At 63.4% G+C, this 24796-nt stretch carries 23 protein-coding genes; 14 read left to right on the top strand and 9 right to left on the bottom strand.

Translation table 11 applies throughout. The features are described from left to right. Nucleotides 1-74: 74 nt before the first annotated feature. On the top strand, nucleotides 75-1223 hold the full coding sequence (locus NYQ88_RS06830; RefSeq protein ID WP_275654201.1) for a GGDEF domain-containing protein: 1149 nt from the start codon (nucleotides 75-77) through the stop codon (nucleotides 1221-1223). Here NYQ88_RS06830 and NYQ88_RS06825 read toward each other — a convergent pair whose 3' ends face one another. After that, on the bottom strand, nucleotides 1224-1676 hold the full coding sequence (locus tag NYQ88_RS06825) for a GatB/YqeY domain-containing protein (RefSeq protein ID WP_275654200.1): 453 nt from the start codon (nucleotides 1674-1676) through the stop codon (nucleotides 1224-1226). It abuts the gene before it with no gap. A gap of 188 nt (nucleotides 1677-1864) precedes the next feature. On the opposite strand from NYQ88_RS06825, the gene carA reads away from it, so the two are divergent. After that, nucleotides 1865-3076 carry a glutamine-hydrolyzing carbamoyl-phosphate synthase small subunit gene (gene carA, locus NYQ88_RS06820; RefSeq protein WP_275654199.1) on the top strand — a complete coding sequence of 404 codons (1212 nt, stop codon included), beginning with the start codon at nucleotides 1865-1867 and terminating at the stop codon, nucleotides 3074-3076. A gap of 309 nt (nucleotides 3077-3385) precedes the next feature. Here the strand turns inward: carA and NYQ88_RS06815 are convergent, their stop codons facing one another. Genes NYQ88_RS06815 through NYQ88_RS06805 form a run of 3 tightly spaced genes read right to left on the bottom strand, consistent with a single transcriptional unit; the run spans nucleotide 3386 to nucleotide 6463 of the window. Continuing rightward, nucleotides 3386-3895, bottom strand: coding sequence for a cupin domain-containing protein (locus NYQ88_RS06815; protein WP_275654198.1), 510 nt, complete (start codon nucleotides 3893-3895; stop codon nucleotides 3386-3388). 51 nt (nucleotides 3896-3946) lie between these two features. Beyond that, nucleotides 3947-5473, bottom strand: coding sequence for a glycosyltransferase (locus NYQ88_RS06810; protein ID WP_275654197.1), 1527 nt, complete (start codon nucleotides 5471-5473; stop codon nucleotides 3947-3949). Nucleotides 5474-5521: 48 nt separating this feature from the next. Next, a complete protein-coding gene (locus NYQ88_RS06805; protein ID WP_275654196.1) occupies nucleotides 5522-6463 on the bottom strand; it encodes a neutral zinc metallopeptidase in 942 nt (313 codons plus the stop codon). Between the two features lie 267 nt (nucleotides 6464-6730). Between NYQ88_RS06805 and NYQ88_RS06800 the strand changes: the two genes are divergently transcribed. Then, nucleotides 6731-8710, top strand: coding sequence for a bifunctional 2',3'-cyclic-nucleotide 2'-phosphodiesterase/3'-nucleotidase (locus NYQ88_RS06800; RefSeq protein WP_275654195.1), 1980 nt, complete (start codon nucleotides 6731-6733; stop codon nucleotides 8708-8710). A gap of 76 nt (nucleotides 8711-8786) precedes the next feature. After that, entirely contained in the window at nucleotides 8787-9776 is a 990-nt protein-coding gene (locus NYQ88_RS06795) for a ribonuclease (RefSeq protein WP_345774616.1), read from the top strand. 11 nt (nucleotides 9777-9787) lie between these two features. On the opposite strand, the gene NYQ88_RS06790 is transcribed toward NYQ88_RS06795, so the two are convergent. Beyond that, nucleotides 9788-10195: a MarR family transcriptional regulator gene (locus NYQ88_RS06790; RefSeq protein ID WP_275654861.1), complete on the bottom strand. Its 408-nt coding sequence runs from the start codon at nucleotides 10193-10195 to the stop codon at nucleotides 9788-9790. A 136-nt stretch (nucleotides 10196-10331) separates the two neighbouring features. Between NYQ88_RS06790 and NYQ88_RS06785 the strand changes: the two genes are divergently transcribed. The 4 genes from NYQ88_RS06785 (at nucleotide 10332) to NYQ88_RS06770 (ending at nucleotide 13626) form a co-directional block, all read left to right on the top strand. Next, nucleotides 10332-10760: an organic hydroperoxide resistance protein gene (locus NYQ88_RS06785; RefSeq protein ID WP_275654194.1), complete on the top strand. Its 429-nt coding sequence runs from the start codon at nucleotides 10332-10334 to the stop codon at nucleotides 10758-10760. A 123-nt stretch (nucleotides 10761-10883) separates the two neighbouring features. Further along, complete coding sequence (locus NYQ88_RS06780) at nucleotides 10884-11621, top strand: ABC transporter ATP-binding protein (RefSeq protein ID WP_275654193.1); 738 nt, start codon at nucleotides 10884-10886, stop codon at nucleotides 11619-11621. After that, nucleotides 11618-13153 (top strand): permease, encoded by a 1536-nt coding sequence (locus NYQ88_RS06775; RefSeq protein ID WP_275654192.1) that lies wholly within the window; start codon nucleotides 11618-11620, stop codon nucleotides 13151-13153. The genes NYQ88_RS06780 and NYQ88_RS06775 overlap by 4 nt, the downstream gene beginning before the upstream one ends. Nucleotides 13154-13167: 14 nt before the next feature. Further along, nucleotides 13168-13626, top strand: coding sequence for a GNAT family N-acetyltransferase (locus tag NYQ88_RS06770; protein WP_275654191.1), 459 nt, complete (start codon nucleotides 13168-13170; stop codon nucleotides 13624-13626). A gap of 21 nt (nucleotides 13627-13647) precedes the next feature. Here the strand turns inward: NYQ88_RS06770 and NYQ88_RS06765 are convergent, their stop codons facing one another. Further along, the gene (locus tag NYQ88_RS06765) at nucleotides 13648-14568 is read right to left on the bottom strand and encodes a flagellar motor protein MotB (RefSeq protein ID WP_275654190.1); all 921 of its coding nucleotides are present in this window, start codon (nucleotides 14566-14568) and stop codon (nucleotides 13648-13650) included. 24 nt (nucleotides 14569-14592) lie between these two features. After that, on the bottom strand, nucleotides 14593-15456 hold the full coding sequence (gene motA, locus NYQ88_RS06760; protein ID WP_275654189.1) for a flagellar motor stator protein MotA: 864 nt from the start codon (nucleotides 15454-15456) through the stop codon (nucleotides 14593-14595). A gap of 283 nt (nucleotides 15457-15739) precedes the next feature. On the opposite strand from motA, the gene NYQ88_RS06755 reads away from it, so the two are divergent. From NYQ88_RS06755 to NYQ88_RS06745, 3 genes are all read left to right on the top strand, one after another. Then, nucleotides 15740-16852 carry a class I SAM-dependent RNA methyltransferase gene (locus tag NYQ88_RS06755; protein WP_275654188.1) on the top strand — a complete coding sequence of 371 codons (1113 nt, stop codon included), beginning with the start codon at nucleotides 15740-15742 and terminating at the stop codon, nucleotides 16850-16852. Nucleotides 16853-16994: 142 nt separating this feature from the next. Beyond that, nucleotides 16995-17363: a response regulator gene (locus NYQ88_RS06750; protein ID WP_275654187.1), complete on the top strand. Its 369-nt coding sequence runs from the start codon at nucleotides 16995-16997 to the stop codon at nucleotides 17361-17363. A 30-nt stretch (nucleotides 17364-17393) separates the two neighbouring features. Further along, entirely contained in the window at nucleotides 17394-17837 is a 444-nt protein-coding gene (locus NYQ88_RS06745; RefSeq protein WP_275654186.1) for a hypothetical protein, read from the top strand. A 69-nt stretch (nucleotides 17838-17906) separates the two neighbouring features. Here the strand turns inward: NYQ88_RS06745 and NYQ88_RS06740 are convergent, their stop codons facing one another. Continuing rightward, nucleotides 17907-18164, bottom strand: a complete 258-nt coding sequence (locus NYQ88_RS06740) for a hypothetical protein (RefSeq protein ID WP_275654185.1) — start codon at nucleotides 18162-18164, stop codon at nucleotides 17907-17909. Between the two features lie 292 nt (nucleotides 18165-18456). Between NYQ88_RS06740 and carB the strand changes: the two genes are divergently transcribed. The 3 genes from carB to NYQ88_RS06725 all read left to right on the top strand — a co-directional run bounded on the left by carB (nucleotide 18457) and on the right by NYQ88_RS06725 (nucleotide 23694). Beyond that, a complete protein-coding gene (carB, locus tag NYQ88_RS06735) occupies nucleotides 18457-21768 on the top strand; it encodes a carbamoyl-phosphate synthase large subunit (protein ID WP_275654184.1) in 3312 nt (1103 codons plus the stop codon). Between the two features lie 275 nt (nucleotides 21769-22043). Further along, nucleotides 22044-22667 (top strand): type B chloramphenicol O-acetyltransferase, encoded by a 624-nt coding sequence (catB, locus tag NYQ88_RS06730; RefSeq protein WP_275654183.1) that lies wholly within the window; start codon nucleotides 22044-22046, stop codon nucleotides 22665-22667. Between the two features lie 100 nt (nucleotides 22668-22767). Next, entirely contained in the window at nucleotides 22768-23694 is a 927-nt protein-coding gene (locus NYQ88_RS06725; RefSeq protein ID WP_275654182.1) for a hypothetical protein, read from the top strand. A 38-nt stretch (nucleotides 23695-23732) separates the two neighbouring features. On the opposite strand, the gene ltaE is transcribed toward NYQ88_RS06725, so the two are convergent. Beyond that, a complete protein-coding gene (ltaE, locus tag NYQ88_RS06720) occupies nucleotides 23733-24752 on the bottom strand; it encodes a low-specificity L-threonine aldolase (RefSeq protein WP_275654181.1) in 1020 nt (339 codons plus the stop codon). Nucleotides 24753-24796: the final 44 nt, after the last annotated feature.

Below are 24796 nucleotides of genomic sequence, written 5' to 3'. Positions count from 1 at the left end.
TGCGCCAATTTGGTAACGGAAAGTTGGGCTTTCAAAGTTACCACCCCAGCCAGCGCTAAAGGGGAGAAGTGCGGATGGCCATCGACAATGCATCGTTGCTGATCGCCATTGCATCGTCGAGCGCCGCGCTCATGGCTGCACTTCTGATTGGCTGGCAGAATTCTCGGGACGAAAAATATCTCGGCCTCGGCGCAGCCGGCATCGGCCTGATCGTCATCAGCATAACGATCATGAGCCTGCGCAACGGCGCCTATGATTTCACCATCCAGTTCGTGCCCTTCTTCCTGTTGATCTCGGGCATCAGCCTTATCTATGCGGGGTCTCGGCAGTTCCGCATTCCCGATGGCTCTTACCGAGTGCCTGCCTTCACCTGGGCGGCCGCGGTGGTAACGCTCGCCATTCCCTTCGTTGCGGGCTATTCGGGCATCGGCACCATCGTGCTGAACTGCATCGGCGCGATCTACATGATGCTCTGCGCCTGGGAAAACTGGCGTGGCCGACAGGAGGCGCCCATTGCCCTTGTCGCCAATGCGGTGCTCTATACCGCCGTCGCCAGCTCATTCGTGGCAGCTGCAGCCGTACTGGTCATCGACGGCCGCGCCGTCCTCGACGCACCGCCTGACAATTGGGCCGAACATTTCAATCTCATCATGTCGCTGGTCGGGCTGACCGGCATCGGCGCCATCACCCTGACCCTGCACCATGCCCGGGCGGCCGGCCGCCATCGGCACGAGGCCAATACCGATTCTCTGACCGGCGTTCTGAACCGCCGCGCCCTGTTCGCCCAGTTCCCCGAAGACTCGATCGTGCCGGATCTCATGGTCGCCATGTTCGACCTCGACCATTTCAAGCAGATCAATGACCGCCGTGGCCATGCCGCCGGCGACATCGTCCTGCAAAGCTTCGCCCGTGTCCTGCGCGCAGAAACGCGCGGCGCCGATTTTGCGGCGCGTCTTGGCGGCGAAGAATTCTGTGTGGTTTTCCCCGGTCTCGACCGGGAGGCGGCATACGCCATTTCCGAGCGCATCCGCGCGGCCTTTGCCGCGAAGGCCATTCCCACCGGGCATGAAAATGGCGTTGCCACAGTCAGCGTCGGCGTGGCGTCCGGAGGAGACGGCGAGACCTTTACCTCGCTGCTCAGCCGTGCCGATGCCGCCCTTTACAAGGCCAAGAGAGACGGGCGCAACCAGGTCCAGCTGGCCGCGCTCCGCCTCGTCGCCTGATCAGGCCGTCAGTGCGGCGCGCACCTGGCCGCTGACCTTGCCGAAGTCAATCCGGCCCGGATAATCCACCTTGAGCTGGCCGATGACCTTGCCCATGTCCTGCGGACCTGCCGCGCCGACAGTGGCGATGGCAGCCGTGATGGCGGCAGTCACTTCCTCGTCGGTAAGGCGCTTGGGCAGGAATTCATTGAGAATATCGATCTCTTCCTTTTCGACCGTGGCGAGATCGGCGCGGCCGGCCTGCGCGTAGATGGCAAAGCTCTCTTCGCGCTGCTTCACCATCTTCTGAATTATGGCGAGCACCTCGTCCTGCGTAGCCGGTCCCTTGCCATCGCCACGGTTGGCGATATCGCGGTCCTTGATCGCCGCATTGATGGCGCGCAGCGTGCCGGTACGGCGCTGATCGCGAGCCTTCAGTGCCAGTTTGAGGCCTTCGCTGATCGTTTCGCGCATGAGAAATCGCTCCTTGCTATGCAATTTTAGGCCCCCATATAGGCATGAAACGCCGGGCGCGCTACTTGCGCTATCGGGCGCGGGCTCTTAATAGGGGGCCTTAACCTACATCTTCGCTCAAGGATCGGGACGCCTCGGCATACCCGGTTTGTCGCGCGAGCTTATGAAACCAACAGTGGAGACCGACCGTGACCGGCTGGCAGCAATCCCCCGCGACCGCAGTGCTAATTCTGGCTGATGGGACGCGCCTCGAGGGTCGCGGCATTGGCGCCGTCGGCCATGCCGCCGGTGAAGTCTGCTTCAACACCGCCATGACGGGCTATCAGGAAGTTCTGTCCGACCCGTCCTATGCCGGCCAGATCATCACCTTCACTTTCCCGCACATTGGCAATGTGGGCACCAATGACGAAGACATCGAGACGGTCAACATGGCCGCTCTGTCCGGCGTCCGCGGCGTCGTCCTCAAGGCCGACATCACCAACCCGTCCAACTATCGCGCCGCTGAAAAGCTCGACGCCTGGCTCAAGAAGCGCAACATTGTCGGCATCACCGGCATCGACACCCGTGCGCTGACCGCCCTCATCCGCGAAAACGGCATGCCCAATGGCGTGATCTCGCATGAGCCGACCGGCATGTTCGACGAAGCCTCCATCAAGGCCGAACTCAATGCTTTCCCGGGACTTGAAGGTCTCGATCTCGCCAAGGAAGTCACCACGGCCCAGACCTATTCCTGGGACCAGACGAGCTGGGCATGGAACGAGGGCTACGGCCGCCTCGAAAACCCTGAGTTCCACGTCGTCGCCGTCGACTTCGGCGCCAAGCGCAATATCCTGCGTTGCCTCGCCGATCAGGGCGCCAAGGTCACAGTCGTGCCCGCAACGGCGACCGCTGCCGACATTCTCGCGCACAATCCCGATGGCATCTTCCTGTCCAATGGCCCCGGCGATCCCGCTGCCACCGGTAAATATGCCGTCCCGACCATCCAGAAGCTGATGGAAACCGGCAAGCCGATCTTCGGCATCTGCCTTGGCCACCAGCTGCTCGGCCGCGCTCTCGGCGCCGAAACCTCGAAGATGCATCAGGGCCATCACGGCGCCAATCATCCGGTCAAGGACCTGACCACCGGCAAGGTGGAAATCACCTCGATGAACCACGGCTTTGCCGTGGATGCAGCATCGCTCCCGGCTGGCGTCACCCAGACCCACATCTCCCTGTTTGACGGCACCAACGCCGGCCTCGCAGTCGATGACAAGCCGATCTTCTCGGTCCAGTACCACCCCGAAGCCAATCCAGGCCCGCAGGACAGCCACTATCTGTTCACGCGCTTCCTCAACCACGTGCGCAAGCAGAAGGGTCTTGAGGAAAAGCCGGAATACGTCGCTCCGGGCGCTGCCGCCTGATCACACCGGCAGACCAATGACAAACGGCCACCCTTTCAACCGAAAGGGTGGCCGTTTTCTTTTGCGCGGTCCAACTCAGTCATAAGTGTCTTCGTCTGCCCGCGCGGAGAGCCGTCCGTCAGCGCCAGGCATGTCTTCGCTGCGCTGCCGGGGCGGGATCTTCTCGTCCTTGTGAGGCGATGGATGCGCTGGGTCTCGGCATGATCGACAGGGTCCGGCTGTGCGGGTCCCTTGGGTTTATCCTTGGTCATTTGCTGTTCTCCTCATCTCTGGAGAACAACGTTTACCAAGCCAGCCGGTTCACCCCGCTCACATTGCCCATTTGTCCAGCACGGGCCCACCCTGCCCGCCCACGGGATCGGTCGCGGGCAGCGGGACGATAGCAATCCTCTGGTCCGCGCCGGGCCTCTCGCCGCCTTCGCCGGTGAGCAGGTCCCAGTCCTGTCCGGGCGGATAGGCGCCGACCATCATGAACCCGTCTCCACGCGAGACGCAGCGATGCGCCGTTCCGGCCGGCAGCACCACCACATCGCCGGCACTGACCTCGACATCGCGCCCCTTGGGCCCGCCCAGACGCAAGACTGCGCTTCCCTGCGCCACGCCGAGGCATTCATGCGCCGTCGAGTGATAATGATCGTAATCATAGACCCCGGCCCGCCATTGGCTGGGCCAACCATTCTGGTCAAAAAGGGCTTCGAGTGCCTCGGCACCCGGTTCCGAAACGGCCTGCCGGTAGATCACCACCGGCAATCGGCTATTGGGAAACACGCCATCATCGGCGAAATATTCCAGCCGGAAATTGGCGAGATTGCCTTTCATGTCGAACCTCCTCTGCTGGCGGCTTAACGTCCGCCAGCCGGAAGGGTTCGTCTAGCGGGTGGTAACGACGGTCACGTTCGGCAGCGCCGCCACCTCAAATCCGCGATCCCGCGCCATCAGCGCGAAGGCGCGGCTGCCGGTATGGGCCTTGTAGGCCTTGTCCTGGAACCGCACGCCCTCCGCGATCACCTGCGGCTGCACCAGCAACAGGTCTGCGCCGACGACCGTCACCGGCGCCACCGTCAGATAACGGAAATCCACCAGCGGCCGCGCCGAACCGCTCACCGGCAGCTGCGCATCGCCATCCCGCCCGCCGGCGCGATAGAGCGATTTGAAGATGTCCTTGGTGTAGAGCATGGTCGCTTGGTTGCGGTCCCTGCCCTCGCCGTCCACCACCTCGACCGTCACCAGCGGACGGTTCGCCGCCACCATCGCCTCGAGCGTGCCGGCCGGCATGGCGGTCACCCGCCCATCAAGCATCACGCAAATCTTTCCTCGCGCAACGTCCAGCATGCCATTGCGGCGACCGACGTCATCGGCAATTGGCGCAAACACTTCAAATCCCAGTCCCGCAGCGGCGAGTTCTGCGCTGACAGCCCCGATTGCTCCCGCCTCGCTGTCGAAGAGACCGATCGACATGCTGTCCTGCGGATAACTGATGGCCTTGAGCACCGAAGCAACCGCCGCGCTCCCAGCACTCAGATCAACTGCGACAAAAATCTCGGGCCAGACTGCGGGCTGCTCGATGATCTGCTTGGCATAGCTGCGGCTTGGCCTGCCGAACGCGAGGCCCGCCAGCTCCTGATGCTGGCGTCCACGCCACCACCACTGCACCATGTTCGGGATGCGCCAGAATCGCGGCCCCTTGTAATAGACCGGCATCAGCCAGGAATTGCGCCAGAGATGGGAGACCAACGCCGGCTCGCCACGACCGATGGTCCGGAACTCGGTCTCCACCGCATCAGCATAGGCGTCGGATGTGGATGCGGGCGTGCCCCAGCCTGATAGCGGGCTCCAGAAATTGGGCAGCAGCACATCCGGGCGCTCTTCACGCGGCACGCGCAACCCGACGCCATTGACGAAACGCGGTCCCGTCGCATCGACCACATCCTCGGTCGCCGAACAGCGCGCCATCTCGTCGATGCAGCGCTGCCAGAACACATGCCCCGGCTCGGAGCCCATGAAGGCGTTGCACAAGAGGAACGGCATGCCGCGATAGCGCCCGTCGTTCTCCTCGACATGGATCTCGGGCTCGGCCCCGACAAAGCAGGCGCTTTCCTCCAACAGCCGATCGATCCGCCCCTTGGGCCACATGTCGAGGTCGGCATAAATCCCGCCCTCATGGTGCAGCACGAAGAAACGCCAGGCATCGGCGCGGAAAATCCCGGACCGATAGCCGTCAAAAGTCTCCAGATGATCAGGGTAATGCTCTGCCACCAGCCGCCGAATATCGGCATCATCCCAGAGTTTCAGCTCATAATCGGGATGGGTGCGTTTCCACTCGTCCCAGGTCTGCTGCGCAAAGCGGGTCAGCGTCTTGGTCTTCCAGGTGAAGTGGATGATCTTCGGGATAGTCATCGGGGCTCCGGCACTATGGATGCGCCGGAGCCTTAACCCATCACATTGTCAGATGCTTGCCGAAAATGTGTCGCAGTCTCCCGGATTGCCGGTGCGATAGCCGCGTTCGAACCAGTTGCGGCGCTGCTGCGAGGTGCCGTGATTGAACGTCTTGGGCACGGCAAAGCCCTGCATGCGCTTTTGCAGCGTGTCATCGCCGATCTGGTTGGCCGCGTTGAGCGCTTCCTCGAAATCACCCATTTCCAGCAGGTTCTGCTGGTCGGCATAATTGGCCCAGACGCCGGCATAGCAGTCGGCCTGCAGCTCGACCCGCACCGAATAGGCGTTGGACTCGGTCTGGCTCATCGCCTGGCGGCGACGGTTGAACTCGGGCAGCACGCCCGTCAGGTTCTGGATGTGATGGCCGACTTCATGGGCCAGGACATAGGCCTGGGCAAAGTCGCCCGGCGCACCGAACTGGCGGTGCAGCTGGTCATAAAAACTGAGGTCGATATAAACCTTGCTGTCGCCCGGACAATAGAACGGACCCACGGACGAATCCGCTGCGCCGCAGGCGGTATTCACCGCACCAGTGAACAGCACGACATTCGGCTCCGGATAATCCTCGCCGATCTTGCTGAACTCGCGGGTCCAGAGATCTTCCGTTTCCTTGACCACCACAGCAACGAAATCGGCCAGCTCGTCCTGCCCTTCGGCTGGCAGCTGGCGCGACGAAGCACTGGAGGGCGCTGTCATCTGCCCGCCGGACTGTCCACCGGTCAGCATGTCGAGCGGGTTCTGGCCGGTCAACAGCCAGACGATGCCGAGGATCACAACGACGCCCAGAAGGCCGCCCATGCCGCCCTTTGAACCACCGCCGCCCCCGGTGGGCAAGCGGATGCCGCCGCCGCGCCCGAGACCGCCGAGCCCCCCCATTCCGCCGATGCCGCCACCGGCGCGACCCCTGCGATCCTCAATATTGCTGCTGCGCTGACGCCCACGCCATTTCATGTTCTGAAGCCTTCTCTAGCTGCCCCCGATTGTTAGCATAAGCGCTAACATAGGAAACAGGTTGCAACGCCTGACGCGGCGTTCCCAATTTTGTCGCAAATTGACCACACGGTCCAAACTCCATAGCCTCACCCCACCTCCGTCATGCCAGCGTCAACTGGTAGGGGCATGAGCAGGCTGCGCTCCCTCGAGCGCCAAGGGCCGGTCGCAAGCCGGCCGCCCGGGAGCCCAGCCCCCGGTGCGCCCCTTCTCACATGGAGAATTGTGATGAACTTCCTGCCTAGGATTTCTCGTCGAGGCTTTCTGGCCGGTTCGGCCAGCCTTGGAGCCATGGCCGCCATGCACCCATTTGCCGTTATGGCTCAGTCCAATCAGGCCCATCTGCGGCTGATGGAAACCACCGACCTGCACGTGGCCGTCTTCCCCTATGATTATTTCAGCGACGCCCCCAATGACACCATGGGGCTGGCCCGCACCGCCTCGATCATCGAAGGCATCCGCGCCGAGGCCGGCAATGCCATGCTGCTCGACAATGGCGACATCATCCAGGGCAACCCCATGGGCGACTACTACGCCTATGAGAAAGGCCTCAACCAGGGCGATGTCCACCCGATCATCGCAGCCATGAACGTCCTCGGCTACGAAGCCGCGACCTTGGGCAACCACGAGTTTAACTACGGTCTCGACTATCTCGACCGGGCTCTTGAGGGCGCTGAGTTCCCCTTCGTCTCCGCCAATCTGGTGCGCGGCGCGCTCGCTGCCGACGCCCTCTCGGACGAGACCTATATCGCCCCCTATCTCATCGTCGAAAAGGAACTGACCGACGGCGCGGGCGGCAGCCGCAAGGTCAAGGTCGGCCTCATCGGCTTCCTGCCCCCGCAGATCCTCACCTGGGATGCCACGCATCTCGCCGGCAAGGTCGAAGTCCGTGACATCGTCGAAACCGCGTCAGCATATGTGCCGAAAATGCGTGAAGAAGGGGCCGACATCATCGTCGCCCTCGCCCACTCCGGCATCGCCGCCGATCAGGGCCCGGGGGCCGAAAACGCCGCACTGCAGCTCGCCGCGGTCGAGGGCATCGACGTGGTCCTCACTGGCCACCACCACCTCGTCTTCCCCGGCCCCGACTATGAAGGCATTGAAGGTGTCGACATCGAAGCCGGCACGCTCAATGGCAAGCCCGCGGTCATGCCCGGCTTCTGGGGTTCGCACATGGGCCTCATCGATCTCCTGCTCGAGCAGGACGCCGACGGCAAATGGACCATCGTCTCGCACACCTCCGAAGCCCGCCCGATCTTCGAGCGTGTCGATGGCAAGGTCATACCGCTCGTTGAGGACGATCCCGAAGTCGTGGCTGCGGCACAGGAAGACCACGAGGAAACCCTCGAATATGTCCGCCGCCCGGTCGGCGAAACCGCGGCGCCGCTGCACTCCTACTTTGCCCTCGTCGCCGACGATCCCTCCGTCCAGATCGTCAGCCAGGCCCAGACCTGGTACATCGAGCAGATGATGAAGGGCACGCCCAACGAAGGGCTCCCCATCCTCTCCGCCGCAGCCCCGTTCAAGGCCGGCGGTCGCGGCGGACCGGAATACTACACCGATGTTCCTGTAGGGCCCGTCGCCATCAAGAACGTCGCCGACCTCTACCTCTACCCCAACACCATCCAGGCCGTGGTCATCACCGGCGCCGATGTGCAAAACTGGCTCGAACGTTCGGCTGGCATTTTCAATCAGGTCGAAAAAGGTGCCAAGGACGCCGCGCTGATCAATCCGGACTTTCCCTCCTATAATTACGACGTGCTCGACGGTGTCACCTACAAGATCGACGTCACCCAGCCGTCCAAATATTCCTCCGACGGCAAGGAAGAGACGAACCCGGAAGCCAACCGCATCATCGACCTGATGTACGACGGCAAGCCAATCGACCCCGCCCAGAAGTTCGTCGTTGCTACCAATAATTATCGTGCCGGCGGCGGCGGCACCTTCCCCGGCATCGGCCCCGATGTCATCGCCTTCATCGGCCCCGATACCAATCGCGACATCATCATCCGCTATATCGTCGAAAACGGCACCATCGACCCTAAGGCCGACAACAACTGGTCCCTTGCCCCGATCGGGGACACCACGGTCCTCTTTGCCACCGGCCCCAAGGCCGCCGAACACGTTGCCGACGTCACCGCGGTCAAGATCGAGCCCACCGGCGAAACCGATCCGGATGGCTTCGGCATCTACCGCATCGCGCTCTAGCCATCGGCTCTGACCTCTGTTCAAGTCCCGAGGGAGCCGCTAAGGCTCCCTCATCTCTTTGTCGGGAGGTCTACCCTTGCTGCGTAAAATCCTCGCCATCGCCCTGGCTGCCCTTCTTGCCGCTCCGGCCCAGGCCGAAGTGCCGCTCACCGGCTATTTTACCGCCAGCAAGGCCTGCCCGGCCTATCAGTCCATCAACCGCCAGACCAATCCCGGCAATATCCAGATCCGTCCCGGCACCGCCTATGACCTGATCGCCGGCAACCGTGACCGCCCAACCCATCTCTGGATCGTCGTCCCCGGCGCCCAGCCCGAACGCCGCTGGGTCGAGGTCGATTGCGGCACCCGCGCCACTGACGCCGAAGGCCGCGTCGACGCACCGCCCCCCAAGCCCGCGCCATCCACCTATCGCGGCACCCAATATATTCTCGCGGTCAACTGGCAGCCCGCCTTCTGCGAACTGAGCTCACGCGCCCGCGAATGCCGCGACCAGCGCCCCAACAGTTTTGAAGCCACCAATTTCGCCCTGCACGGCCTCTGGCCGCAGCCGCGCAACAATCAATATTGCGACGTCACCGCCGGGGAGCGCTACGCCAGCCAGGACGGCCGCTGGCGCGACCTCCCCCGCATCGACCTGCCTATGGCCCTCCGCCGCGAGCTCGAACAGGTCATGCCCGGCGCCCTCTCCGGGCTCGATCGCCACGAATGGATCAAGCACGGCACCTGCTACGGCGAGAGCGTCGACAAATATTACGCCGACTCCCTCGATCTCATGCTGGCCCTCAACGCCTCTCCGGTCGCCGAGCTCTTCGCCGCCAACATCGGCAAGCGCATCACCCTCGCCCAGATCCGCGCTGCCTTCGACGAAGGTTTTGGCCCCGGCGCTGGCGAACGCGTCAACGTCTCCTGCGCGCAAGATGGCAATCGTACCCTCATCACCGAACTGACCATTGGCCTCACCGGCACCATCGACGGCCCTGACTCATTTGTCAGCCTCATCCACGCGGCCAGCCCCACCGACGGCGGCTGCCGCTCCGGCCAGGTCGACGCCGTCGGCTTGCGCTAACGGCTCAAGGCTCAGTCTGCGCCATCCAGTCGGCTGCGCAGCGCCAGCAATTCACGCCGCAGGCTTTCCGCTCCGGCCTCGGTGAGACCCGTGCCCTCTGCCGCCGCCAAGGGGATGGACATGGCCTTGTCCTCGAGCGCCCGCCCGGCTTCGGTGAGGGTGATGCGCACCTGCCGCTCGTCGTCTTCATCCCGCCTGCGCACGACCAGTCCGCGTGCCTCAAGCCGCTTGACCAGCGGCGTGATCGTGCCTGAATCAAGAAACAGCCGGTCTCCCAGTCCCTTGACGGTAATGTCGTCCTTTTCCCACAGCACCAGCAGCACCAGATACTGCGGATACGTCAGGTCCAGGGCATCCAGCCTCGGCTTGTAGAACCGGGTAAAGGCATGCCCGGCCGAATAGACGGCAAAGCATAGCATCTGGTCGATTTTCGGCACGGTCGATCGGGTCACGTTTCATCCTCGGCAGCGGCCCCACGATCTAGCATGAAAAATTTCATTGCGCGCAATTTAATTGTGCGCAATATATATACCATCGAAACGAAGGGACATCCCGATGATCAAGTCAGCCCTCTACACAGCCCATGCCCACACGACCGGCGGCCGCACCGGCACCAGCACCACCGATGACGGGCGCCTGACGCTCACCCTCGACACGCCCAAGGCTCTGGGCGGCAATGACGGCGCCGGCACCAATCCCGAGCAGCTCTTTGCCGCCGGCTATTCCGCCTGCTTCCTCGGGGCGCTCAAGGCTGTGGCCCGCGCCGAAAAGGTGAAGATCCCGGATGAGGCGACCATCGACGCCTCTGTCTCGATCGGCGAAAATGCCAAGGGCGTAGGCTTTGCCATCGCTGCCGAGCTGCAGATCACCCTCCCCGGCTTCGAGCGCGCCCAGGCTGAAGACCTCGTCGCCAAGGCCCATCAGGTCTGCCCCTATTCGAACGCCACGCGTGGCAATATCGACGTCACACTGACAGTCCTCTGATCACCGCGTTGCACACCGCGCGCGGACTAACCGCCCGCGCGCAAACCTTTCTTAACGATGCGCATAAACGCGCCATGAAGCTGTCGCCACTTAGGCTGGTTCCGATCCCGCCCGGAGCCCGCCATGAGCCCGCCTGCGCTAGCGTTAAAGGGACTATCCAAGGCCTTTTCGCGCCCCATCCTCGACAATCTTGAGCTGACCGTTTCGGCCGGCGAGTTCTACGCACTTCTCGGCCCCAATGGCGCCGGCAAGACCACCACTCTGCGCATGGTCGCGGGACTCCTGCCGCCCGACGCCGGCAGCATCGAAATCTTCGGCATCGATGCGCTCAGCGACCCCGTCGCCGCCAAGCGTCTCATGGCCTGGGTCTCGGACGAGCCCATGGTCTATGAGCGCCTGACGCCCATGGAATATCTCGAATTCGTCGCCGGCCTCTGGCAGGTCGACCCCCAGCGCGCCACCGCCAATGCGCGCGACCTCGTCGACTGGCTGGGCCTCAAACCCCACGCCAACGAACTCTGCGGCAGCTTTTCCAAGGGCATGCTGCAGAAAGTCGCCCTCGCCGGCGCCCTGGTGCATGAGCCGCGCCTCATCATCCTCGACGAACCGCTCACCGGCCTCGACGCCGGCTCGGCTCGTCAGGTCAAGGACGTGCTCCTCGAAAAAGTCCGACAGGGCTGCACGGTCATCATGACCACCCACATTCTCGAAGTCGCCGAACGCATGGCGCAACGCATCGGCGTCATCGCCCATGGTCGCCTCCTTGCCGAAGGCACGCTGCAGGATCTGCGCGCCCGCAGCGGCCACGACGGCACGCTCGAGGAAATCTTCCTTGGTCTTGTGGCCGAGGACGCGGCGTGACCCCTTCCTCCGGATCGATCGCCTGGTTCGCCCACCACGAGTTCCGCCTCGCCTGGCGCGACTGGCTCGCCATGATGTCGGGCGGCAAGCGCCGTCGCGCCCTCGGCCTCATCCTCGGCGGGCTGGTTGTCTACGCCATACTCCACCTGATCGCGGCAACCATTGTCTCCTCCGCCCTCGCCAACGGCGTCGTCGCCGACAAGCCTACCCTGGTGCTCGTCTCCGGGCTCGGCCTCCTCTTTTTCGCGGTGATGCTGTCCCAGGCGCTTGAGTCGATCACCCGGGTCTATTACGCCCGCGCCGATCTCGACCTCATCCTCAGCTCCCCCGCCTCCAGCCGCCGCGTCTTTGCCGTTCGCGCCTGCGCCACGGCTGTTTCCACCATGGCGCTCAGTTGCCTGCTTTTCAGCCCGCTGATCAATGCCCTTGCCGCGCTCTCCGGCCCGCAATGGCTGCTCGCCTATCCGGTTGTGACAGCCCTCTCCGCGCTGGCCGTCGCCATAGCCATCGTCGTCACCCGCGCCCTCTTCGCCCTCGTCGGCCCCAAGCGCACGCGCCTCATCGCCCAGGTCGTCGCCGCCATTATTGGTGCCGGCTTCGTCATCGGCATCCAGGCTGCAGCCATCATCTCGCTCGATGATTTTTCGCGCTATGCCCTGTTCCAGTCCGAGGCGTTGATTACGGCCAGCCCACCGCTCGACAGCCCTGTCTGGCTGCCCGCACGCGGTGCCATGGGCGAGCCCCTCGCAGCGCTGGCCGTGCTGACTTTCGGCTTCGCCCTGCTCGCCCTCGCCATACTCTCGGTCTCGGGCAGCTATCAGCAGCTCGCCCTGTCCACGGCCGGTGTGGGCCAGGCGACGGGTCGCAAGCATAGGTCATCCAACACAGATTTCCGCCAGCGCTCCCAGCGCCAGACGCTCCGTCTCAAGGAATGGCGCCTGTTGCGCCGCGACCCCTGGCTCCTGTCCCAGACCTTGATGCAGCTGCTCTATCTCGTGCCCCCCTCCCTTCTCCTCTGGGTCAACTACGGGCAGAGCATCAACAGCTACATCGTCGTCGTGCCGGTCATCGTCATGGCCTCAGGCCAGTTGGCCGGCGGCCTCGCCTGGCTCGCGCTCTCTGGTGAAGACGCTGCCGATCTCGTCAACACCGCCCCGATCTCTCCCAGAATCATTCTGCGCGCCAAGGTCGAGGCGGTTCTCGCCATCATTGCGGTGGTGCTGGCGCCCCTCCTCTTGCTTCTCGGCTGGCTCTCCCTGCCCATGGCGGCCATCACGGCGCTGTTTGCCGCGCTCTCTGCGGCCTCTGCAACGGCGATCCAGCTCTGGTTCCTCGTCCCCTCGCGCCGCGCTCTCTTCCGCCGCCGCCAGGTCGCCTCTCGCGCCGCCACGATTTCCGAGGCTTTCGCCTCGATCCTATGGGCCGGCACCGGCGCGGCTCTGGCCGCCGGCACGCCTCTGGCGCTACTACCGGCCATCCTGGCGATCCTGGTGCTCGGCATTGCCCGGTCCCTAGCGCCCCGCCGAACATAGGACCCGATACTGCGATGCTGATCCGCCTGGCGTCACCGGACGATATTGCTACCATCCTGCTCCTGGCCCATGCGGGCGCACCGGAGGGGGCCGAGAGGGCACCACTTGAACCGGACAGTCTGCTCGATCCCCGCTTCCGCGCCGGGTTCGATGCCATCGAAGCCGATCCCAACAACTGGCTCTATGTCGCCGAGGTCAATGGCCAGGTCGTCGGCACCTTCCAGATCACGCGCATCCCGGGCGTGTCGCGCCACGGCGCCTTCCGCGCCTTGCTCGAAAATGTCTTCGTCGACGCCAGCCATCGCGGCGCGGGTATCGGCACGAAAATGATGGAATGGGCCCTCGAGCATTGCCGCGACCTCGGCTGCGCCATGGTCCAGCTCACCTCCAACAAGCTGCGGCTGGACGCGCACCGCTTCTATGCCCGCCTCGGTTTCGAGGCGACCCACGAAGGCTTCAAGCTCTATTTTTGATCCCGAAGCGGCCTTGACCCTTTAGGGCGCGAGCCCGAGCGGCACCGGCGGGGCGGAGCGCGTCACGGTGATGCGCACCCGCTCATTGGCCGCCATATAGGGGTCATTGGGGAAGAAGGGTTCGGCCGTTGCCCGCCCGGTGACGGCCTTGATGCGGTCGTCGGACAGACCGAATTCCCCAAGGATCGAGCGCACCACATTGGCGCGGTCGGCCGACAATTCCCAGGCGCCATAGCGCGGATTTTCGTAGCGCGTGCCCGCCGCAGTGTGGCCCGAAACGCTCATCTGTGCATTGAGCTTCTGCAGTGCCGGAGCCATCGCAGCCACGGCGGCGCGGGTCACCTCGATCGGATATTTCGATCCCTCGGGGAACATGCGGCGCCCCTGCTGGTCGATGATCTGGATATCGAGCCCGTCCTCGGTTTCTTCGACAATCAGATTGTCTTCGAACGGCGTCAGCTCGGGCATGGACTGCCAGGCCTGGCGGATACTGGCCGCAGCCGAGTGGAAAGCCTGCGCGTCCGCCGATTGGAGGTTGAACTCGGAATCGCTCGTCGCCTGGCGTTCGCTGCCATTGTCCTGAGCCTGCCCGCCCGTATCGAGATCGGCCTCGCCCGACGTTGCCTGGTCAGGCGACGCTGGCTCACGAGCGGTAATGTCATTGGCCGAACCCGACAAAGCGGCGCCATCATTGACCATGGCGACACCGCCCATGACGCCGCCTGCGCCGCTGGTCGAGGCGCTGATCGAGGGCGGCGAGAAATAGTCCGCGAGCCCCTGCTTCTGCTCGGCCGTGGTCATGTTGATCAGCCACATCAAAAGGAAGAACGCCATCATCGCCGTCACAAAGTCGGCGTAGGCGATCTTCCACGCGCCGCCATGGTGGGCGTGCTTGTGCTTCTTGACCTTCTTGATGATGATCGGCTGCTGGAAATTGGCCATGGCGGGCGCCTTATAGGAGAGTAATCAGGTGGCCGCCGGCAGTGCCGCAGTGGCTTCTTCGACCTCTTCGAAGCTCGGACGAACTTCGCTCATCAGCGCCTTGCGCGCGAATTCCACTGCCATCACCGGCGGCTGGCCGCTGATATGGGCGAGAAGGCCGACCTTCATGGAGAGGAAATACTTGGACTCGGCCTCGAACGTGCTGCGCAGCGACTGCGCCATCGGGCCAAAAAAGCCATAGGCCACGAACACGCCGAAGAATGTCCCCACCAGCGCGCCGCCGATCAGGTGCCCAAGAACTTCCGGTGGCTCGGTGATCGCGCCCATGGTCTTGATCACGCCGAGCACGGCGGCCACGATACCAAGGGCCGGCGTGCCATCGGCCAGCGCCTGAACGGCGCTCACCAGTCGCTCCTGCTCCTGGTGGTGGGTTTCCAGTTCCTCGTCCATCAACGCTTCCATCTCATGGGCGTTGTTGGTGCCCATGGTGACCATGCGCAGATAGTCACACATGAATTCCACCGCGTGGTGATTCTGCGCAAAGGTCGGGAAGCGGTTGAACAGCTCGGATTCGTGCGGGTTCTCGATATGGGATTCGATCGCCAGGACACCCTTGGACTGGATCAGCTTGTAGAGGCTGTACTGAACGCCAAGCAGCTCGACATGGGCCGCCTTGCTGTAGCGCGGCCCGCGCATCAGCGTCTTGAAGATGAAGCCGGTCTGCTTGAGCACCGGAGGACCATTGGCGATCACATAGGCCCCGATCGCCGCGCCCAGGATGATAACGAATTCCCATGGCTGCCAGAGTACCTCGACGTGCCCGCCCATGGCGGCGTAACCGCCGAGCACGCAGGCAAACACAACGACGACACCGATAATGAGACGCATGGGACCCGACCTGAACGCAATACTGATCTGAGAGGCAGAACTGCGTTTAAATCCGCACTCTCTGGAGCCGCGATCATGCCATCTTTAGACTTAACAGGGCGTGTATGGTGGCGCCGCGATGGCAAGCTTCTGCAGCAAGGCAAGTCCGCTATTTGGCTTAATCCACCTGCGTCCTCTGCTGTGCCCGTCACGCGTCATGGTTCTTCAAGCGCGGTGTCTGCCCCATGACAGGGCGCGCCATATCGTGCTAACCCCTCACCCTTTCCCGAAACCCGGCGATCTCATGACTGCTGCTGCGCCCCTCTCCATCTACCTCGTCGCCACGCCGGGCCTTGAAGCGCCACTGGCCGAAGAGGCGCGCGCCGCCGGCTTTGCCGGTGCCCAGATCGTCGAGGGCGGCGTGTCTTTCCCGGGCGGCTGGCCTGATGTCTGGCGCGCCAATCTGCAGCTGCGCGGCGCCACCCGCGTCCTCGCCCGCATCGCCGAATTCCGCGCCATGCATCTGGCGCAGCTCGATAAACGCGCCCACAAACTGGCTTGGTCCGACTTCCTCACGCCCGGCACCCCGCTGCGTGTCGAAGCCAGCTGCAAGCGCTCGCGCATCTATCATGCCGGCGCCGCCACCCAGCGCGTCGCCAAGGCGCTTGAGGATACGATCGGCGCTGTCATCACCGAAGACGCACTCCTGCGCATCATGGTGCGCATCGAGGATGATCTCGTCACCATCAGCATCGATACGAGCGGGGCGTCCCTCCACAAGCGCGGCTTCAAGGAGGGTGTCGCCAAGGCCCCGATGCGCGAGACCATGGCCGCCATGTTCCTCGCGCAATGCGGCTATACCGGAGCCGAACCCGTGCTCGACCCGATGTGCGGCTCGGGCACCTTCGTCATCGAAGCCGCCGAGATCGCCGCTGGCCTGCTGCCCGGTCGGGCGCGCAGTTTCGCCTTCGAGCAACTCCCTTCCTTCGACCCTTTCGCCTGGGCCGATGTGCGCGGCGTATCTGCGCCAGCCAAAACCGAACGTCGCTTCTATGGTTCTGATCGCGATGCCGGCGCCGTCCGCATGGCGACCGAGAACGCCACCCGCGCCGGCGTCGCCGATCTGACCCGGTTCGAAGCGCAGAGCGTTGAAAACCTTGAGCCCCCCGCCGGCCCGCCGGGCCTCATCATGATCAATCCGCCCTATGGTACCCGCATCGGCGATCGCGCCCCGCTGGTTCCGCTCCACCGTACCCTGGGCACAGTGCTCAAGACCCGGTTCCGCGGCTGGCGCGTCGGCATTGTCACCGCCGATAAGTCTCTCGCCCAGGCCACAGGCCTGTCGTTCCAGCCCATGCTGCCAACGGTTCTCCACGGCGGCATTCGCGTCGCGCTCTACCGCACCGCCCCCCTGTGACCGGGCAGCGAAACACGTAAAATTTAAATCAAATGGTAACCATAATGGCAGCCTTGCGCTGAGCGCACGCAACCTTTGCCCCCAAAATGGCTTGCTTTGGCATCATCTTGATTCTGGTCGCCACCAGCCAAGGACCCCAGCCATGTCTGATCTTTCGCGCATCCTCGTAGCCGAGGACGAAATCTTGTTGCTTTTGTCGCTCGTCGACGGCCTTGCCGAAAGCGGCTTTGAGGCCGTGCCGGTCACCAGTGCCCGTGCGGCGGTCAGCCTGCTCGACACCGGCATTGATGCGCTGGTGACCGACATCGAACTGCCCGGAAACTATAGCGGCCTGCAATTGGCGCGCCTCACCGCCCGCCTGCGTCCAGGCCTGCCGATTGTCGTCGTCTCGGGCGGCGTCCGTCCGACAGCGGAAGACCTGCCGCCCGGCGCCATCTTCCTGCCAAAGCCCTATCGCGTGGAAGACATCGTCTCTGCTCTCCGCCACCAGCGCGTCGCCCACGCCGCCTGAGCCGCCTGACCACAGCATTGGAGAGTGTCCATGCGCTTTTTGCCCTTCCTCGCTGCCGGTCTGCTCGGCTTTTTCGGCGCCGCCGCAGTTCATGCTGACAGCGCTGGCGAAGCCGCCCTCTTCGAACGAAACGACCCGGCCTTTGCGACGCTGTCCCTTAGTCGCGAGGGCGACGTCTGGCGTCTGGCCTTCCGTGCGGCCGGCCTCCCCAATGGCGCTGCCACCGCTGCCGATTGCGAAATCGTGGCCCATGGCGCGCAGGACGCCGACGATCTCATCACCGCGAGCGTTATCCCCTTCGAAGGCGAACTTACTTCCGTCACCGCCGACGATATCGGCGCAGAGCCGTTGATCATAAAGATACAGATGGGCCCGGAGGGCGCATTCATCACCGACGCCGGGGCGGCCGCTCGCCTCTGCGGCATGGGTTCGGATATCGACGGCTTCTACAGCCGCATCGACACCCCCGCGTAAGCGGCCCGCCCTGCCACCTCTGCATGGGAGCCAAGCGTCACCTGCAGGGCAGCCCGCTTCTATGCCCGATCAGCCGTCTGAATCTGCGTTGGCGCAGGCGGCCTTACCCAGCGCAGCGCCTTCCGAGGCTGCGCGCTCGAGACAATCGCATTGCGCCTCAAAGCGCGCCTCTTCGTCCGGCGTCAGCTTCTCCCCATCCATCAGCAACTCCAGCTGAGAGCGGCACAATGTCGCCTCGGAAGCCATCATCCCCTGCCCTTGGGCAGGCGCGACCAGCAGAGTAACGACGAGGGCGGCGGAAGCGAATTTGACAAGTGGATCAATCATGCTGGTGGTTTGACCGGCCAATGCGGCCACTTCTTGACACGCCGGTCGCCGTTTGCCGAACCGCTGCCGACGCCAAAATGGGCCTGCGCGAGCACTAACAGGCGCCCCTGAAGCAGACTCCCCCCTTCCCTTCCGGCGAGTCTTCCGCTAAACCGCCCGCTTAACCACCATGTTCGGACTTTTCCCCTGCGCTGCAGTGCTCAACTGCCACGCGGGTTTCGCGCGGACAGGTGTGTCCGGGCGATTCTTCCCCTCGCCCGCCTCAGTAAGATCAGAGCAGAGCGAGCCCCGAATGCCGAAGCGTACCGACATAAAATCGATCCTCATCATCGGCGCGGGCCCCATCATCATCGGGCAGGCTTGCGAGTTCGACTATTCCGGCACCCAGGCGTGCAAGGCGCTCAAGGAAGAGGGCTACCGGATCATTCTGGTGAACTCCAATCCGGCGACGATCATGACTGATCCCGATCTCGCCGACGCCACCTATATGGAGCCGATCACGCCTGAAGTGGTCGCAAAGATCATCGAGAAAGAGCGCCCCGACGCGCTCCTGCCCACGATGGGCGGTCAGACGGCTCTCAACTGTGCGCTCTCGCTGCGCAAGATGGGCGTCCTCGAAAAGTTCGGCGTCGAGATGATCGGCGCCACCGCCGATGCCATCGACAAGGCCGAAGATCGCGAGCGTTTCCGCGACGCCATGAAGAAGATCGGGCTCGAAACCCCGCGCTCCATGCTCGCCCACAACACCATCGAAGCCCTCCAGGCGCTCGAAGTGATCGGCCTGCCGGCCATCATTCGTCCGTCCTTCACCATGGGCGGCACCGGCGGCGGCATTGCCTATAACCGCGAAGAATATCTGGCGATCTGCGAAAGCGGTATCGACGCCTCCCCCACCAATGAAGTTCTGGTCGAGGAAAGCGTCCTCGGCTGGAAGGAATACGAGATGGAAGTTGTCCGCGACAAGAAGGACAACTGCATCATCGTCTGCTCGATCGAAAACCTCGATCCGATGGGCGTGCACACCGGCGACTCGATCACCGTTGCCCCGGCCCTCACCCTCACCGACAAAGAATACCAGATCATGCGCGACGCCTCGCTGGCCGTCCTGCGCGAGATCGGTGTGGAAACCGGCGGCTCCAACGTCCAGTTCGGTGTGAACCCGGCAGACGGCCGCATGGTCGTCATCGAAATGAACCCGCGCGTGTCGCGCTCCTCGGCTCTCGCATCCAAGGCCACCGGCTTCCCGATTGCCAAGGTCGCCGCGCGTCTGGCTGTCGGCTACACCCTCGATGAATTGGACAATGACATCACCGGCGGCATGACCCCGGCGTCGTTCGAGCCGAGCATCGACTATGTCGTCACCAAGATCCCGCGCTTTGCCTTTGAAAAGTTCCCGGGCTCCGACAATCGTCTGACCACCGCCATGAAGTCGGTCGGCGAAGCCATGGCCATCGGCCGTACCTTCCAGGAATCGCTGCAGAAAGCCCTGCGCTCGCTTGAAACCGGTCTCACCGGTCTCAACGAAATCGGCATTCCGGGCATGGGTGAAGGCGAAGACAAGAACGCCATCAAGCAGGCCCTTGGCACCCCAACCCCCGATCGTCTCCTGCACGTTGCCGAAGCCATGCGTTTTGGCATGTCGAACGAAGACATCCACGAGGCCTGCAAGATCGACCCGTGGTTCCTCGAACAGATGCGCGGCATCGTCGACATGGAAGCCAAGGTCAAGGAATTCGGCCTGCCCAAGGATGCCGAAAACCTGCGCCAGCTCAAGTCCATGGGCTTCTCCGACGCGCGCCTGGCCCAGCTGGCCGGCGTCAAGGCAGCCGACGTGCGCAAGCTCCGTCACAGCCTCGAAGTGCGCCCGGCCTACAAGCGCATCGACACCTCCGCGGCCGAGTTCGCCTCGCCCACCGCCTACATGTACTCGACCTATGAAGCCCCCTTCGGCGGCAAGGTCGACGACGAGGCACGCCCCTCTGATCGCAAGAAGGTCGTCATCCTCGGCGGTGGCCCGAACCGCATCGGCCAGGGCATCGAGTTCGACTATTGCTGCTGCCATGCGGCCTTCGCCCTTTCGGACGCCGGCTATGAAACCATCATGGTCAACTGCAATCCGGAAACCGTGTCGACCGACTACGACACCTCCGACCGCCTCTATTTCGAGCCGCTGACCGAAGAAGACGTCATCGAAATCCTGCTCACCGAAAAGCAGAACGGCACGCTCCACGGCGTCATCGTCCAGTTCGGCGGCCAGACCCCGCTGAACCTGGCTGAAGCCGTTTTGAAGGCCGGCGTTCCGATCCTCGGCACCCAGCCGGATGCCATCGACCTGGCCGAAGACCGCGATCTCTTCTCCAAGCTTCTCAACAAGCTTGAACTGACCCAGCCCAAGAATGGCATTGCCTATTCGCTGGAGCAGTCGCGCCTGGTTGCCGAGCGCCTCGGCTATCCTCTGGTGATCCGCCCGTCCTACGTGCTGGGTGGCCGCGCCATGGCCATCGTTCACTCGGCCAAGGAATTCGAGACCTATATCCAGGACACGCTGACCGGCCTCGTGCCGCCAGACATCCTACAGCGCTACCCCAACGACAAGACCGGCCAGATCAACTCTGTCCTCAGCGACAACCCGCTGCTGTTCGACGCCTATCTCTCGGGCGCCACAGAAGTCGACGTCGACTGCCTCTGCGACGGCGAGACCGTCTTCGTGGCCGGCATCATGGAGCACATCGAGGAAGCCGGCATTCACTCCGGTGACAGCGCCTGCTCGCTGCCCCCGCGCACCCTCTCGCCAGAGATCATCGCCGAGCTCAAGCGCCAGACCGCTGAACTCGCCTTTGCCCTCAAGGTCGGCGGCCTGATGAACGTACAGTTCGCCATCAAGGACGACGTCATCTACCTGCTCGAAGTGAACCCGCGTGCGTCCCGCACCGTGCCCTTCGTTGCTAAGGTTATCGGCGAACCCGTCGCCAAGATTGCCTCGCGCATCATGGCCGGCGAGAGCCTCGCGAGCTTCAATCTCGTCGAAAAGAAGCTCAAGCACATCGCCATCAAGGAAGCCGTCTTCCCGTTCAACCGCTTCCCGGGCGTCGACACGGTTCTCGGCCCTGAGATGAAGTCGACCGGCGAAGTCATCGGCCTCGACACCGATTTCGCCATCGCCTTCGCCAAGTCCCAGCTCGGTGCCGGCCAGAAGGTGCCGACCTCCGGCAAGGCCTTCATCTCGGTGCGCGATCAGGACAAGCCCGATATCGTCGACATGGCGCGCCATCTCGTCGAAGCCGGCTTTGAAATCCTCGCCACCGAAGGCACCCAGCGTTATCTGGTCGACAACAACATTGCCGCCACCAAGATCAACAAGGTGCTCGAAGGCCGTCCGCACATCGTCGACTCGATGAAGAACGGCGGCGTGCAGCTCGTGATCAACACCACCGATGGTCTGAAGTCGATCTCCGACAGCCGCGACATCCGTCGCACCGCGCTGCTCGCCAAGATCCCCTATTACACCACCATCGACGGTGCCATGGCCGCAGTGGAAGGCATCATCGCCTACCGCCAGGGCAACCTCCAGGTTCGCGCCCTGCAGGAATATTTCGTGGCCTGAGCCACAACCGAATATGTGCCTCCCCTGTGACGGAGAGGCTCGAAGGGGGTGTCGACAAACTCGACACCCCCTTTTTCATGCGCTAAATCTCAAGTCACCATGAAGTCTGCAGACCGAACCAGCGCCATCGCGTTCCTGCGCGCCTGACACGCGCCGAGGGAACGCCCTTCAGACCGGCCCCGCGCGCCGGCAATTGGTGCTGCGCGCCGACGGTCCTCTCAAATCGCTCTGCAATTTGCGCCGCCCCCCCGCGGCCACTTCTTCATGGATCGAACATGTCCAATTACTTCGAAAGCCCATTCCTCGGCATTCCGCTCGACCGCCAGGTTACCAATCCCAACATAAGCGTCGGCCGCTACAGCTATTATTCCGGCTATTACCATGGCCACGGCTTCGACGATTGCGCCCGCTACCTGATGACCACGCCCGGCGTCGATCGCCTCATCATCGGTGCCTTCTGCTCCATCGGCTCTGGCGCCGCCTTCATCATGGCCGGCAATCAGGGTCACCGGAACGACTGGGTCTCCACCTTCCCCTTCGCCTTTGTCCCCGATGCGCCCGAATTCGCCACGGCCAATAATGCCTTTCAGCCGGCGGGCGATACCGTCATCGGCAACGACGTCTGGATCGGCTCGGAAGCCATCATCATGCCCGGCATCACGGTCGGCGATGGCGCCGTCATCGGCACCCGGGCTCTGGTGACGAAAGACGTCGAGCCCTACACCATCGTCCGCGGCAATCCGGCAAAGCCCATCCGCAAGCGCTTCTCCGAGGAGGACATCGCGCTCCTCCTCGAAATGAAGTGGTGGGACTGGCCGGTGGAGCGCCTCACCGGTGCAATGCCCCTGCTGACCTCGGCTGACATCAGAGGCCTCCACGCCTTCTGGCAGCAGTCCTGATCACACGTGGGCGTCCGGTTCTCCGGGCGCCCATATTCATTTCTGGTTCAGTCGCCGCACCTTAGCTATTCTCCCACCACGCCATTTGGGGGAGAGAGACATGATCCGCACCGCAACGACCCTGGCCCTGCTGCTCTCGGCCACATCCCTTGCGTCCGCCCAGTCCATCGATGACGCCATCACCGACTTCATCCACGCCGATGGCTTTGAGGCGCAACCCTCGTTCGACCTCGAGGACGCCCTATCCGGCAATTGGCTCGATACCCACAAGATCACTCCCGGCGGCACTGTCGGCCCGCTCGAAAAGGCCATGCTCATCGCCGATCAGGCAATTGCCTCAAACCGCACCCGCTCGTTCATCTCCTATGGTGAAATGCTCGTCGACGAAGACAGTGCCTCGGTGCCCTACAGCTTCATCGAGATCCGCCACTATAATCTCGGCCCCACCATCCACGCCGAGACTGTCGAAGCCTATGGCGCCGAAAACACCGGCGACATCGAGGAGTTCGGCACCGGCGATCACATGGCGTGGCGCTTTGTCTTCCGCCCGCTGATGGGCACATCGGCCGCGCTCATGGACGCCAGCAGCCGCGTCATCACGCCCAAGCTGGCCTCACGACAGGACTGCAACGGCGCTCCCTGCCTTTCCACCGCACCGACCCACGAGGACATGGCCGCCTGGGAAGAGATCACCGGCGAGAGCAAGGGCTGGCCGCTCAATTATTCGGACATGTCCGACGAGATCACCACCCCGGCCTACGCCATTTCCTCGCTCGCGACCCTCGGCTACTGGGCCAATGCGGAAAGCGGCGAATATGAATGGACCGGCGGCGAGCACCCCGAGGCTGCGCGTGGCTACGAGCCCTACCGCTTCATTTCTGTCGAGCGCAATCTGGGCCAGGAGATCGGCCTCGACACCGTCTGGCGCGAGACCCTGCTCAACGACGATTCCATCCGCGAACTGCTCTTTCGCCACATCGATATCGCCGGATACCACACGGTCATGCGCGCAAGCGTCGAGCGCTGATCCAGAGCTGGCCGGGGCTATTGGCCCCGGCCCTGCCATCAGGCCGCAAAGAAGCGGTCGACCAGTCGAACCGCGCTTTCGACATCCTCATCCGTCACATCGAGATGGGTCACCCAGCGCTGTTCGCCATAGTGGCCGGAAATGCCGACGCCGTTCTGGGTCAGATAGGCCGTCAGCCGCTCTTCCAGCGCCGCCTCGGCATTCACCCACAAGATATTGGTGTCCGGCTGAGTCACATTCAGCGCCTTATGCTTGCCAAGGCCTTCGGCCAGCTGCTTGGCGCGGCGATGATCCTCGGCCAGCCGCTCGACGTGATGCTCAAGCGCATGCAGCCCCGCTGCAGCAAGTATCCCCGCCTGCCGCATCCCGCCGCCCAGCATCTTGCGGTTGCGCCGCGCCGTCTCGATGAGATCGGCCCGCCCCACCAGCACCGATCCAACCGGCGCTCCAAGCCCCTTCGAAAGACAGATCGAGACGCTGTCGAACGGGGCGGTAAAATCCGCGATCCCGATCCCAAGCGCCACCGCGGCATTGAACGCCCGCGCCCCGTCAAGATGCAGCCCGAGGCCATGCTTCTGCGCGATCGCGGCAATCTCCTCCATATAGGCCAGCGGCAGCACCCGGCCGCCGAACGTGTTCTCGAGCGCAATCACTTTGGTGGTGGCGAAATGAAAATCGCCAGACTTGATCGCTGCCTCGACCGCGCGCGGGTCCATCGTCCCATCAGCCCGATGCTCAATCGGCTGCGGCTGGATCGAGCCCAGCACGGCCGCGCCCCCAGCTTCATATTTGTAGCAATGCGCATTCTGCCCGGCGATGAATTCATCCCCGCGCCCACAATAGCTCATCAGCGCCAGAAGGTTCGATTGCGTCCCGGACGGCACGAAGATCGCCGCCTCCTTGCCCAGCAGCCCCTCCATCCGCTGCTCAAGGCGATTGACGCTGGGATCATCGCCAAAAACATCGTCGCCCACTTCCGCTGCAGCCATGGCGGCCCGCATGGCCGGGGTCGGCCGCGTAACGGTGTCAGAACGGAAATCGTGGCGAATCGTATTCATGGGGCACTCCTGGCGAACCCCATCCTTTTGCCAAGCGCCGGCAG

The organism is Devosia sp. SD17-2 (assembly GCF_029201565.1).
Lineage (GTDB): Bacteria > Pseudomonadota > Alphaproteobacteria > Rhizobiales > Devosiaceae > Devosia.
Note: the sequence above shows the minus strand (reverse complement) of the source record. Positions and strands in the feature narration are given on the sequence as shown.

Bases quoted from the DNA above. Each gene is read 5' to 3' on its own strand.
- NYQ88_RS06725 (WP_275654182.1), top strand. From the start codon at position 22,768: ATGATCCGCACCGCAACGACCCTGGCCCTGCTGCTCTCGGCCACATCC.
- NYQ88_RS06830 (WP_275654201.1), top strand. From the start codon at position 75: ATGGCCATCGACAATGCATCGTTGCTGATCGCCATTGCATCGTCGAGC.
- NYQ88_RS06745 (WP_275654186.1), top strand. From the start codon at position 17,394: ATGCGCTTTTTGCCCTTCCTCGCTGCCGGTCTGCTCGGCTTTTTCGGC.
- NYQ88_RS06790 (WP_275654861.1), bottom strand. From the start codon at position 10,195: ATGCTATGCTTTGCCGTCTATTCGGCCGGGCATGCCTTTACCCGGTTC.
- NYQ88_RS06810 (WP_275654197.1), bottom strand. From the start codon at position 5,473: ATGACTATCCCGAAGATCATCCACTTCACCTGGAAGACCAAGACGCTG.
- NYQ88_RS06825 (WP_275654200.1), bottom strand. From the start codon at position 1,676: ATGCGCGAAACGATCAGCGAAGGCCTCAAACTGGCACTGAAGGCTCGC.
- NYQ88_RS06750 (WP_275654187.1), top strand. From the start codon at position 16,995: ATGTCTGATCTTTCGCGCATCCTCGTAGCCGAGGACGAAATCTTGTTG.
- NYQ88_RS06765 (WP_275654190.1), bottom strand. From the start codon at position 14,568: ATGGCCAATTTCCAGCAGCCGATCATCATCAAGAAGGTCAAGAAGCAC.
- NYQ88_RS06780 (WP_275654193.1), top strand. From the start codon at position 10,884: ATGAGCCCGCCTGCGCTAGCGTTAAAGGGACTATCCAAGGCCTTTTCG.
- NYQ88_RS06815 (WP_275654198.1), bottom strand. From the start codon at position 3,895: ATGAAAGGCAATCTCGCCAATTTCCGGCTGGAATATTTCGCCGATGAT.
- catB (WP_275654183.1), top strand. From the start codon at position 22,044: ATGTCCAATTACTTCGAAAGCCCATTCCTCGGCATTCCGCTCGACCGC.
- ltaE (WP_275654181.1), bottom strand. From the start codon at position 24,752: ATGAATACGATTCGCCACGATTTCCGTTCTGACACCGTTACGCGGCCG.
- NYQ88_RS06805 (WP_275654196.1), bottom strand. From the start codon at position 6,463: ATGAAATGGCGTGGGCGTCAGCGCAGCAGCAATATTGAGGATCGCAGG.
- NYQ88_RS06770 (WP_275654191.1), top strand. From the start codon at position 13,168: ATGCTGATCCGCCTGGCGTCACCGGACGATATTGCTACCATCCTGCTC.
- carB (WP_275654184.1), top strand. From the start codon at position 18,457: ATGCCGAAGCGTACCGACATAAAATCGATCCTCATCATCGGCGCGGGC.
- NYQ88_RS06800 (WP_275654195.1), top strand. From the start codon at position 6,731: ATGAACTTCCTGCCTAGGATTTCTCGTCGAGGCTTTCTGGCCGGTTCG.
- motA (WP_275654189.1), bottom strand. From the start codon at position 15,456: ATGCGTCTCATTATCGGTGTCGTCGTTGTGTTTGCCTGCGTGCTCGGC.
- NYQ88_RS06755 (WP_275654188.1), top strand. From the start codon at position 15,740: ATGACTGCTGCTGCGCCCCTCTCCATCTACCTCGTCGCCACGCCGGGC.
- NYQ88_RS06740 (WP_275654185.1), bottom strand. From the start codon at position 18,164: ATGATTGATCCACTTGTCAAATTCGCTTCCGCCGCCCTCGTCGTTACT.
- NYQ88_RS06785 (WP_275654194.1), top strand. From the start codon at position 10,332: ATGATCAAGTCAGCCCTCTACACAGCCCATGCCCACACGACCGGCGGC.